The organism is Streptosporangium sp. NPDC002607, from assembly GCF_053592655.1.
On sequence record NZ_JBSFWD010000032.1, the window covers coordinates 104,230 to 114,332 of the forward strand.

At 70.1% G+C, this 10,103-nt stretch carries 17 protein-coding genes; 11 read left to right on the forward strand and 6 right to left on the reverse strand.

The genetic code is table 11. The features are described from left to right. The first annotated feature begins 3 nt into the window (after positions 1–3). A complete protein-coding gene (locus tag ACWD3H_RS30835) occupies positions 4–414 on the forward strand; it encodes an organic hydroperoxide resistance protein (RefSeq protein WP_350957725.1) in 411 nt (136 codons plus the stop codon). A gap of 24 nt (positions 415–438) precedes the next feature. Here ACWD3H_RS30835 and ACWD3H_RS30840 read toward each other — a convergent pair whose 3' ends face one another. Further along, positions 439–801, reverse strand: coding sequence for a DUF2203 domain-containing protein (locus ACWD3H_RS30840; protein WP_355551652.1), 363 nt, complete (start codon positions 799–801; stop codon positions 439–441). 99 nt (positions 802–900) lie between these two features. Here ACWD3H_RS30840 and ACWD3H_RS30845 point away from each other — a divergent pair, with 99 nt between their 5' ends. After that, positions 901–1,128, forward strand: coding sequence for a helix-turn-helix domain-containing protein (locus ACWD3H_RS30845; RefSeq protein WP_355617015.1), 228 nt, complete (start codon positions 901–903; stop codon positions 1,126–1,128). A gap of 2 nt (positions 1,129–1,130) precedes the next feature. Next, positions 1,131–1,679 carry a Clp protease N-terminal domain-containing protein gene (locus ACWD3H_RS30850; RefSeq protein WP_451957476.1) on the forward strand — a complete coding sequence of 183 codons (549 nt, stop codon included), beginning with the start codon at positions 1,131–1,133 and terminating at the stop codon, positions 1,677–1,679. A 15-nt stretch (positions 1,680–1,694) separates the two neighbouring features. Here ACWD3H_RS30850 and ACWD3H_RS30855 read toward each other — a convergent pair whose 3' ends face one another. The 3 genes from ACWD3H_RS30855 to ACWD3H_RS30865 all read right to left on the reverse strand — a co-directional run bounded on the left by ACWD3H_RS30855 (position 1,695) and on the right by ACWD3H_RS30865 (position 4,178). Then, the gene (locus tag ACWD3H_RS30855; protein WP_451957477.1) at positions 1,695–2,537 is read right to left on the reverse strand and encodes an amidohydrolase family protein; all 843 of its coding nucleotides are present in this window, start codon (positions 2,535–2,537) and stop codon (positions 1,695–1,697) included. A gap of 89 nt (positions 2,538–2,626) precedes the next feature. Further along, a complete protein-coding gene (locus ACWD3H_RS30860; RefSeq protein ID WP_451957478.1) occupies positions 2,627–2,764 on the reverse strand; it encodes a hypothetical protein in 138 nt (45 codons plus the stop codon). 58 nt (positions 2,765–2,822) lie between these two features. After that, on the reverse strand, positions 2,823–4,178 hold the full coding sequence (locus ACWD3H_RS30865) for a cation:dicarboxylate symporter family transporter (RefSeq protein ID WP_451957479.1): 1,356 nt from the start codon (positions 4,176–4,178) through the stop codon (positions 2,823–2,825). Between the two features lie 89 nt (positions 4,179–4,267). Here ACWD3H_RS30865 and ACWD3H_RS30870 point away from each other — a divergent pair, with 89 nt between their 5' ends. The 3 genes from ACWD3H_RS30870 to ACWD3H_RS30880 all read left to right on the forward strand — a co-directional run bounded on the left by ACWD3H_RS30870 (position 4,268) and on the right by ACWD3H_RS30880 (position 7,021). Continuing rightward, positions 4,268–5,923, forward strand: coding sequence for a sensor histidine kinase (locus ACWD3H_RS30870; protein WP_451957480.1), 1,656 nt, complete (start codon positions 4,268–4,270; stop codon positions 5,921–5,923). Beyond that, on the forward strand, positions 5,923–6,594 hold the full coding sequence (locus ACWD3H_RS30875) for a response regulator (RefSeq protein WP_355568479.1): 672 nt from the start codon (positions 5,923–5,925) through the stop codon (positions 6,592–6,594). The genes ACWD3H_RS30870 and ACWD3H_RS30875 overlap by 1 nt, the downstream gene beginning before the upstream one ends. 82 nt (positions 6,595–6,676) lie before the next feature. Continuing rightward, positions 6,677–7,021, forward strand: coding sequence for an anti-sigma factor antagonist (locus tag ACWD3H_RS30880; protein ID WP_350957741.1), 345 nt, complete (start codon positions 6,677–6,679; stop codon positions 7,019–7,021). On the opposite strand, the gene ACWD3H_RS30885 is transcribed toward ACWD3H_RS30880, so the two are convergent. Together ACWD3H_RS30885 and ACWD3H_RS30890 are read right to left on the reverse strand one after the other, a co-directional pair. Next, positions 7,022–7,249 carry an HGxxPAAW family protein gene (locus ACWD3H_RS30885; RefSeq protein WP_355568473.1) on the reverse strand — a complete coding sequence of 76 codons (228 nt, stop codon included), beginning with the start codon at positions 7,247–7,249 and terminating at the stop codon, positions 7,022–7,024. Positions 7,250–7,271: 22 nt separating this feature from the next. Continuing rightward, entirely contained in the window at positions 7,272–7,709 is a 438-nt protein-coding gene (locus tag ACWD3H_RS30890; RefSeq protein WP_350927371.1) for a MarR family winged helix-turn-helix transcriptional regulator, read from the reverse strand. An 88-nt stretch (positions 7,710–7,797) separates the two neighbouring features. Here ACWD3H_RS30890 and ACWD3H_RS30895 point away from each other — a divergent pair, with 88 nt between their 5' ends. From ACWD3H_RS30895 to ACWD3H_RS30915, 5 genes are all read left to right on the forward strand, one after another. Beyond that, positions 7,798–7,980, forward strand: a complete 183-nt coding sequence (locus tag ACWD3H_RS30895; RefSeq protein WP_350927369.1) for a hypothetical protein — start codon at positions 7,798–7,800, stop codon at positions 7,978–7,980. A gap of 211 nt (positions 7,981–8,191) precedes the next feature. Then, on the forward strand, positions 8,192–8,389 hold the full coding sequence (locus tag ACWD3H_RS30900) for a DUF5302 domain-containing protein (RefSeq protein ID WP_343960976.1): 198 nt from the start codon (positions 8,192–8,194) through the stop codon (positions 8,387–8,389). 136 nt (positions 8,390–8,525) lie between these two features. Beyond that, positions 8,526–8,966 carry a type II toxin-antitoxin system PemK/MazF family toxin gene (locus tag ACWD3H_RS30905; RefSeq protein WP_451957481.1) on the forward strand — a complete coding sequence of 147 codons (441 nt, stop codon included), beginning with the start codon at positions 8,526–8,528 and terminating at the stop codon, positions 8,964–8,966. A gap of 78 nt (positions 8,967–9,044) precedes the next feature. After that, positions 9,045–9,587, forward strand: a complete 543-nt coding sequence (locus ACWD3H_RS30910; RefSeq protein WP_451957482.1) for an RNA 2'-phosphotransferase — start codon at positions 9,045–9,047, stop codon at positions 9,585–9,587. Between the two features lie 211 nt (positions 9,588–9,798). Beyond that, positions 9,799–10,103, forward strand: a 305-nt coding sequence (locus ACWD3H_RS30915; RefSeq protein WP_355568462.1) for a DeoR family transcriptional regulator, incomplete at its 3' end; no start/stop codon positions are given.

Sequence of the window (10,103 nt, forward strand, 5' to 3'; positions counted from 1 at the left end):
CCGATGAGTACGCTCTACACCGCCATCGCCACCGCCAACGGCAGGGAAGGCCGGGCGGTCTCGTCCGACAAGCGCCTCGACGTGACCCTCGCGCCGCCACGGGAGATGGGCGGCTCCGGCGAGGGCACCAATCCCGAGCAGCTGTTCGCGGCCGGTTACGCCGCCTGCTTCGCCAGCGCGCTCCAGCTGGTCGGCCGGAGGGAGAAGGCCGACGTCTCCGAGGCGTCGGTGACCGCCGAGGTGAGCCTCCACCCGGAGGGCAAGGGCTTCGCACTCGGGGTGACGCTGCGCGTCGAGCTGCCCGACGAGCTGCACGGCGAGACCGGCACCGCCCTCGTGGAGGCCGCCCACCAGGTCTGCCCCTACTCCAACGCGACCCGTGGCAACATCCCGGTCAACCTGGTGATCGAGTAATCGCGCCCCGGAGGAGACCCGCGATCAGGGAAGCGGCCGGCGACCGGCGAAGCCCAGCTCGTCGCGGTGGTACCAGGCCAGGTCGCGGTCTCCTTCGAGCCAGCACAACCGAACCGAAACCCCGTCGAGCACCGAGGGGAAGTCGACGAGCAAGGGCGCGACGCCCTTGACCTCGACGCCCCGCTCCTCGAACCAGCCGAGGATCTCCTCCAGCCTGGCCTCGTACGCCTTCGCCTCGGCCAGTCCGCCGGCTTCCGAGGTGCCGGTGCTGCGGAGCTCGTACGCGAGCTCGGCCAGTTCTCCCCGCATCGTCACGAACGCGGCGGCCCGCTCCAGCAGCGCGGGCATGAGCGCCCGCGCCTCCTCGACGGTGAAGGTCCCATCCACCCCTGCACGCTAGCGTGTCCCTGCCCGAAGCGTGCAGGGGGCCGGGAATGTTGTCAGCATAAGCTGACAAAAGTGAATCCGTCAGCTTATGCTGACAACATGGGATCGCTGAGCGAGTTCTCCGAGGCCGTCGACGGCGAGGACCCGGTGGCGGCGCTGGCGGCCGTGGCGGCACTGCGCAGGCTCCTGGAGGAGCTGGAGGCGGCGCACGTCATCGAGGCCAGGACCCGGGGCTCGTCCTGGGAGGCCATCGCCGCGGCGCTCGGCGTCAGGCGGCAGACGGCGCACCGCAAGCACGCACACCGGATCATCGACGGCGGGAGCTGACAATGTTCGCGAGGTTCACCCCCGAGGCCCGGCGGACCACGGTCCGGGCCGGGCTGCTGGCACTCGACCACGGCCGCACCACGCTCGACGAGGACATGCTCCTGCTCGCCCTGGCGGAGTCGTGGCCGGCGGCGGGTTTCGGTGTCAGCCCGGAGGCGGTTCGCGCGAAGATCGGGGAGCGCGAGGCGGCACGGGGCCTGGCGGACGACCGCGAGCTGCTGGCCGCCATCGGCGTCGACCTGGACGAGATCAGGCGGCGCCTGCCCGCCCGGCGGGACGACCCCCTGGCGTGGCGGCTGTCGCGCTCCCGGCTGCGCCCGCTGAACGTGGTGCTCAGCGGCCCGGCCGGAGACCTGCCCCTCACCGCGAGGGCGAGGAAGGTCGTCGAGGTCGCCGTCAGCACCGGCGGCCACCCCGGGGTGACCGGGGAGGACCTGCTCAAGGGCCTGCTGGCCGACGGCTCGAACGCCTCGGTCTCCATCCTGCACCGCCTCGGCGTCGACCTCCGCGCTCTCGCCGCGAGCATCGGCTTCCTGCACCGGTCGGCCTGAGCGGGTCCGGCACGGTCAGACCTCGATCCCGTAGAGGCGCGCGGCCGTACCTCCGAGTACGGCCGCGCGGTCGTTCTCGCCAAGGCCCGCGAGCAGCACGCCCGTCTCCCGCCACACCTTGGCGTAGTCTCCGGCGAGGATGGCCACCGGCCAGTCACTGCCGAACATCAGCCGGTCGGGGCCGAACACCTCGATCGCGTGGTCGACGTAGGGGCGGAGGTCCTCGGCGGTCCAGGTCTCGGCGTCGGCGGCGGTGTTGAGGCCGGACACCTTGGCGTGCACATTGGGATGCTCGGCGGCTCGGGCGATCAGCGACGCCCACGGCTCCCAGCCCTTCTCCCTGATCGGCGGCTTGGCCAGGTGGTCGATGACCAGCCGCAGCCCGGGGACACGCTCGGCGAGGACCGGCACGTGCTCCAGGTGCCTGGGCAGCACCGCGACCACGTCGAACGGCAGCCCCGCCGCCGCGAGGAGGCCCAGCCCCTCGACCACCGAGTCCTGGATCACCCAGTCGGGGTCGGGATCGTCGTGGATGAGATGCCTGACCCCGGCGAACCTCGGGTGCCGCCCATAGCGCTCCAGCGCCTCGGCGGCCTCGTCCGGCCGGTTCAGCGGAACCCAGCCCACCACGGCGGCGATGAAGTCGTGGGCGTCCGCCTGCGCCAGCATCGCGTCGGTGTCGGCGTAGGTGTCGGCGGCCTGGACCAGCACGGTCCGCTCCACACCTGCGGCGGCGAGCTGCCCGAGGAGCTCTTCGGGGGCGAAGGTGCGGTGGATCGGCCCCGCCTCCGGCGTCAACCAGGAGTAGGAACCCGTCTCCAGGTTCCAGAAGTGCTGGTGGGCATCGATGACGACCATCCACCGCTCCTTTTCGATCAATCGTTTGAGTTTGCACAAACTAGGACGCTCCAACGGGGGTGTCAACGCCGCTGGATCCTGGGAGTTCGTCAGGGTGGCGGTGGCTGTACGAACTCCAGGGTGATCTCGTCCGGGTCGGGGAAGTAGCAGGCGAACCCGCCCGCGTCGAGCCCAGCGGTGATCTCGTTGGGCGGCGAGACGAACTGATACGGGCCGGTGCCGGACACTCGCTCCCCCGAGACAAGTGTCCGGCACCGGCCCGTACGCCCGCCGCCCGGTTTCCCGCTATGCCGGTGACATCACCGGGTCGTCCGAGCGCGCGGCGGGCGGCGGGGTGTCGCCGCCGTCATCGTCGTCGTCCAGGAGGGTCGTCTCGTCGAACGGGACCCTCCCCGCCAGCACCTCGGCCGCGCGCTCCCGATCGAACTCGCCGGTCCAGGTGCCGACCAGGACCGTGGCGACCGCGTTGCCCGCGAAGTTGGTCAGCGCCCGTGCCTCGGACATGAAGCGGTCGATGCCGACGATGAGACCGACGCCGTCGACCAGGTCGGGGCGGTGGGACTGCAGGCCCCCGGCGAGGGTGGCCAGGCCGGCGCCGGTGACCCCGGCGGCGCCCTTCGACGCGATCATCATGAAGACCAGCAGGGAGACCTGCTCGCCGAAGGAGAGCGGCGCGCCGGTGGCGCTCGCGACGAACAGCGTGGCCATGGTGAGGTAGATGGCGGTGCCGTCCAGGTTGAAGGAGTAACCGGTCGGCACGGTGATCCCGGCGACCGGCCTGCTCACGCCGAGGTGCTCCATCTTGGCGATCAGCCGCGGCAGTGCCGACTCCGACGACGAGGTCGACAGGATCAGCAGGAACTCCCTGCCCAGGTAGCGCAGGAGCGAGAGCAGCCCGATCCGCGCCACCAGCCAGAGCATCGGACCGAGGATGACGAACACGAAGAGCAGGCAGGTCACGTAGAAGGCGAGCATGATGACGCCGAGGCTCTTGAGCGCGTCCACGCCGGTGGCGCCGACGACCGCGGCCATCGCGCCGAAGGCACCGACGGGGGCGGCCCACATGATCATGGCGAGGATCCGGAAGACGAGCCGCTGGATGTGCGCGATGCCGTTCAGCACGGGCCTGGCGCGCTCGCCCATCGCCTGCAGGGCGAACCCGGCGAGCAACGCGACGAGCAGGGTCTGCAGCACCTCACCCTCGGTGAACGCCGACACCAGCGTGGTGGGGATGATCCCGAGCAGGAACGTCACCGTGTCGCTCTCGCCGCCCTTGGCCGCCTCGGCCTCGGCGGCCTTGCGGAGCTCGTCGGTGAGCGCGAGGCCCTGCCCGGGGTCGATCAGGTTGCCCACGATCAGGCCGATGCCCAGCGCGACCGTCGACATGGCGAGGAAGTAGCCGAGTGCGAGACCGCCGACCTTGCCGACCTTGGCGGCCTTGGTGACGGATCCGACGCCGAGCACGATGGTGCAGAAGATGATCGGGCTGATCATCATCTTGATCAGGGCGACGAAGGCGGTGCCGAGTGGCTTCAGCTCCTTGCCGATATCGGGAGCGACGAGCCCGACCGTGACGCCGGCGATCACTGCGGCGATCACGGCTATGTACAGGTAGTGTGTTCTGTCTCGGGCCGCGCTCATGCGTGTCTCCACCGTGGTAGAAGAAAAATCCGGTCGAGCGACTATCCGCCGACGCTGTGATCTAAGTCACCATTGCGTACATTTCGTTCGTGAACTTGCGGGAGCTTTCCAAACAGGTGCGCGGCTGGAGTCTGGCCAGGCAGATGCTGGCTCTGCAGATCGTCGTCGTGGGCGTCACCGTGACCGGTGGCGCGCTGCTCGCCTTCCTGCAGATGCGCGACCTGCTCGTCGAGGAGGCCGTCGGCACCGCCAGGGCGGTGACGATCAGCGTGGCCGACTCCCCCTCCGTCCTCGCCTCCCTGGGCGATTCGGCGGTCCTGCAGCCGTACGCGGAACGGGTGAGGCGAGAGACCGGGGTCGACTTCATCACGATCATGAGTCTGGACGGCGTGCGCTACACGCATCCCAACCCGGCCCAGATCGGCCACCGCTTCCTCGGTAACACCGCACCCGCCCTGGCCGGGCAGACCTTCACCGAGACCTACACCGGCACGCTCGGTCCCTCGGTCCGCGCCGTCGCCCCGGTCCGCGACGACCGCGGCCGGGTGAGGGCCCTGGTCAGCGCGGGCATCACGATCAACAAGATCAGCGTCAGGCTCCGCGGCCAGATCGCCGGCTCCGCGCTGATCGGCCTGCTCGGCCTGTCCCTCGGCGGGGCGGGCACCTACCTGGTCGGGGCCCGGCTACGCCGCCAGACCCACGGCATGGGCCCCACCGAGCTGAGCCGGATGTACGAGTACCACGACGCGATCCTGCACGCCGTACGGGAGGGACTGCTGCTCGTCGACGACGCGGGCAGGGTGACGCTCTGCAACGACGGTGCCAGGGAGCTCCTGGGCCTCGCGGGCGAGGTGAACGGACGGCACGTCACCGAGCTGGGCCTTCCCTCCGCACTGGGCGAGCGGCTCTCGACTGCCGAGAACCGCACCGACGAGATCCATATGACCGGGGAGCGGACGCTGGTGGTGAACGCGGCCGTGGTCCGCTCCGGCAACCGCTCGCTCGGCACCGTGGTCACCCTCCGCGACCACACCGAGCTGCAGTCCCTGGCCGGGCAGCTGGACGCCGAGCGCGGCTTCGCCGACTCCCTGCGGGCCGCCGCGCACGAGTCGGCCAACCGGCTTCACACGGTCATCACCCTCGTCGAGCTGGGCCGCGCCGAGCAGGCCGTGGCGTTCGCGACCGCGGAGATCAGGGCCGCACAGCAGCTCACCGACCGGGTGGTGGGCGCCGTACGCGAACCCGTGCTCGCCGCGCTGCTGCTGGGCAAGAGCGCCGAGGCCGGGGAACGGGGGGTGGAGCTGGCGATCGCCGCGGACAGCGAGCTCGACGACCTCGGCCTGGACACCCGCGATCTGGTGACGATCGTCGGCAACCTGATAGACAACGCGGTCGAAGCGGCCATGGCGGGAACCCCGCCCGCCCGGGTGGAGGTGCGGTTGCGCGCCGACGAGACGGCCTTCGTGATCAGCGTGGCCGACAGCGGCCCGGGGCTCGACCCCGCGACGGCGGGCGAGGCCTTCCGCAGGGGATGGACCACCAAGGGCGACGGCCGCGGCCTCGGGCTGGCCATGGTCGGCCAGGCGGTCCGCCGCCTGGGCGGAACGATCGAGGTCGGCGGGACCGTCGAGGCTGGTCACCCGGTGCGGGCACCCCATGCGACGGGGACGGCCCATACCGTCCCGGAGAGCGAGACGGGCGCGGTGTTCACCGTACGGCTGCCGCCGCATGGAAAGGAAACGTGATGATCTCGGTACTGGTGGTCGAGGACGAGGAGATCACCGCCGAGGCGAACCGGGTCTTCGTGGAGCGGGTGCCCGGCTTCCGGGTGGCGGGGGTGGCCAGGTCCGGCGGGGAGGCGTTGCGCTTCCTGCGGCGCCACCCGGTCGATCTGATCCTGCTCGACCTCTACCTGCCCGACATGCACGGTCTTGAGGTGTGCCGGACGCTGCGGGCGGCGGGCGTGATGTCGGACGTCATAGCGGTCACCTCGGCGCGGGACCTGTCGGTGGTCAGGTCCGCGGTCTCCGTCGGCGTGGCCCAGTACCTGCTCAAGCCGTTCACCTTCGCCTCGCTCAAGGAGAAGCTCACCCACTACGCGGAGTTCCGCTCGTCGGTGGAGGGCCTGGGAGAGGCCAGTGGCCAGGGCGAGGTGGACCGCACGCTGGCGGCGCTGCGGGGCCCGGCGCAGAGCCTCCTGCCCAAGGGGATGACCCAGGCCACTCTCGACGCCGTGCTGGTGGAGCTGCGCAAATCCCCCGGCGGCCTGTCGGCCCAGACCACCGGGGCGGCGATCGGCGTCTCCCGGGTGACCGCCCGCCGCTACCTGGAGCACCTGACGGAGAGCGGAATCACCCGCCGGGTTCCCCAGTACGGTGGGGTCGGCCGGCCCGAGCTGCTCTACCGGGTCGTTTGACGCCCTCCGGAAGCACGGCGGCACCGGACCTGGTAGGAAAAAGGGCAGCCCGCCCTGTCACCCGCGGGCGAAGGAGCCGACCATGACCTTTTTCACCGCCTCATCGAGGCTGCTCGGGACGGTGTTCGTCGTCCAGGTGCTCGGAGAGCTCGACTACCGGCACGCCCCCGCCTTCCGCCTGGAGATGGAGAGGGCATGGGAGGCCGAAGCGCCTTCCCTGATCGTGGCCGATGTCACGGGGCTCACCTTCTGCGACTCCACCGGGGTCGCGGAGCTGATCCTGGCGCTCCAGCGAAGTCGCGCCCTGGGTGTCCGTCTGGCGCTCGTCGGCGTGCACGGCACCCTGGAGCGCATCCTCGCCATCACCGGCCTGCGCCCCTCCTTCGAGGTCTTCACCTCTGTCGAGGAGGCGCTGCAGGAGGCCTGATCAGCTGTTGCCGTTGTCCAGCGGCACCCGGGGGGCGTCGATGATGACATCCGAGAAGATGTCGACCGCCAGGGCGACCACTCCGCCGATCGCGACGATCCCGGTCCCGATCCAGAAGAACATCCAGTTGGGGCCAAGGCACAGGGCCACGCCTCCCACGGTGAACCCCAGCAGAATGATGATCACCGCAAGCCAAGACTTCGGACTTCCTCCGTGGCTTCCAGCCATGAGCCTTTCCTCTCCACATGAATCAGTGATGCGCGCCGTCCGCCGCGGCGATCACCCGGTTCAGCGACCGGTGGAGCTCCTGGAGCTCCTCCAGGTTCATTCCCAGACGCCTGACGATCGCCGGCGGAACCTTCTCCGCCTCGTCCCGCAGCCCTCGGCCCTCCGGCGTGAGCGAGACTGCCAGGACACGCTGGTCCTGGCCGTCACGCTGCCTCCGGATGTAGCCAACGGCCTCGAGACGCTTCAGCAGCGGGGACAGCGTACCGGGGTCGAGTCTCAGTAGCTTGCTCAGCTCCTTGACCGACAGCGGCGCCTGCTCCCAGAGGGCGAGCATGACCAGATACTGGGGGTGGGTCAGCCCCATCGGCTCCAGCAGCGGCCGGTAGACCCCGATGACGTTGCGCGAGGCGACCGCCAGGGCGAAGCACACCTGGCTCTCCAGACTCAGGGGATCAGTCATGTCACTCACGCACACCTCCACCCGACATAGTACGATAATTAATACACAAACTATTATCGCCCCAAGCATCGGCGAGCAAAGGATCCCCATGTTTCACAGCAAGTCGATCGAGGAGCGGATCGCCGAGCGCCAGGCCGCGCGCCCCGCGCTCAAGGAGGGCCGGCACTTCGAGCACGGCCCGGCGAAGTTCGTCTTCGTCTTCGTGATCGTCTTCGTGGTCGTCGGCCATCTCGCCGGACTGCTGCTGCTGATGGCCATGGACCTGAACTAGCGGAAGTGCCCGCTCTCCCGTGTCACCACACGTCCCGGCCGCCGCCAAAGGCACCGCCGCGGGCACCGGCGGCGACCGGCCCTCGCGGTCAGGCCCGCGACGCGTTCCAGCCAGCCGGACCCATGTTCGAAACATGAGAGGATGAGGTCCGGCTGGCCAGGGTGGGACCGTCCGCCCGGATCAGCCAGATCGGCCAGATCAGGAGGTCTGCATGTCTGACGTCACGCCGGAGGAGCCTGAGAGTTCCGACGACGAACTGAAGCGCAAGTTCCGCGAGGCCCTGGAGCGCAAGAAGCTCGCCCAGGCGGACGCGAACGCCGGGGGCAAGGGGAAGAACGCCTCGAAGATCCACGGTGCTCACGGCCCGGCTGCGGCCAAGCGCTCCTTCCGCCGCAAGAGCGGCGGCTGAGCCGCGTATCCGAACCGGGTCCGGATGCCCCGGACCGCCCGCCGCCCCGCTGGCGTCCGGCCAGCGGGCGGCACCCACCCGCTCGCGGAGCCACCCCCCTTTGAAGGGCACCGTGCGCCTGCAATAGGCTGCGCCTGTGCGTGATCTTGGCGAGGACCCCCGACCGGCTCGGGGCGCGGTCAGCGAGGTCTACCGTGTCGACCGGGCGGCGACCCTGAACTACTCCCCCGACCTCGACGGCCTCGCCGACCCCGGCGAGATCGTCTGGGCCTGGGTCCCCTACGAGGAGGACCCGAACCGCGGCAAGGACCGGCCGCTGCTGGTCGTCGGCCGCCACGGGCGCAAGCTGCTCGCGCTGATGCTGTCCAGCCGAGGCGGCGGCGACCCGAGCGACTGGCTGGAGCTCGGCCCCGGCCGCTGGGACCGGGAGAACCGCGCCTCCTACCTGCGCCTTGACCGGATCTTCACCCTCAACGAGGACGACATCCGGCGGGAGGGCTCCATCCTCGACGCCGAGCGCTTCGCCCGCGTGGCCGCCGTGCTCAAGCGCGCCCACGGCTGGGCCGCCGACGGCTGAGGCCGTCCCCCGAGGCCGGGAAACGCCCCGCGCGAACCCGCTGGAAAGCGGCGGGGCGGGTCAGCATCCTGTTGTCCCATGGACAGCAGACGACTGGTTCGAGTCTCCAAATATCTCTCCGCGCACCTCCGGCACCAGCCCGAGCGCATCGGGCTGGTCCTCGGCCCGCAAGGGTGGGCGGACATCGACGCCCTGCTCGCCGCCGCCGCGCGGCACGGCTTCGCGATCACCCGCGACGAGCTCGCGCAGGTGGTCGCGGGCAACGACAAACGGCGCTTCACCATAGAGGGTGACCGGATCCGCGCCAACCAGGGCCACACGGTCGAGGTCGACCTGGACCTTCCCGCGGTCGAGCCGCCCGAGGTCCTGTTCCACGGAACGGTGGGCTCGCGCGTGGCCGCCATCAGGGAGGACGGGCTGCGGCCGATGACCCGGCACGCGGTGCACCTGTCCCCCGACCGGGAAACCGCGACCCGGGTGGGTGCGCGCCGGGGCAGGCCGGTCGTGCTGGTCGTTCGCTCAGGCGAGATGCACCGGGCGGGTCACGAGTTCCAGATCAGTGCCAACGGTGTCTGGCTGACCGCCCACGTACCGTCCGCCCACATCTCGTTTCCCGGCTGAGGGGACCTCCCCCTCGGCGAGGGTCACCGTTTCCAACGCACTCCAAAGTCTCGGGCATCCGCCCCTTCCGGCCCATGCGTGCCCGCATTCCAGGTAAACACCTAGGTTTTTCATGCTCGACTCAGCCTGACGGAAGCCGACCATTGACGTTCCAACATACTCGGGTGTAAATAAAGCTGAAACAACATTGAAACGGCGGTGAATCAACAGCATGTACGCCGAGGAACGGCAGCAGGAGATCCTGCGCCGGGCGCGGACCGTCGGACGTGTGGACGTGGTGACGCTCTCGGAGGAGTTCGCCGTCACCACCGAGACGATCCGCCGGGACCTGACCGCGCTGGAACGCGCGGGGGTGCTGCGGCGCGTGCACGGCGGCGCCATTCCAGTCGAGCGGCTGGGGTTCGAACCCGAGTTGGCCGCCCGCGATGAGGTGATGACGGCGGAGAAGGAGCGTATCGCCAAGGCGGCGCTGGCCGAGTTGCCGCAGGATGGCGCGATCATCATTGACGCGGGTAC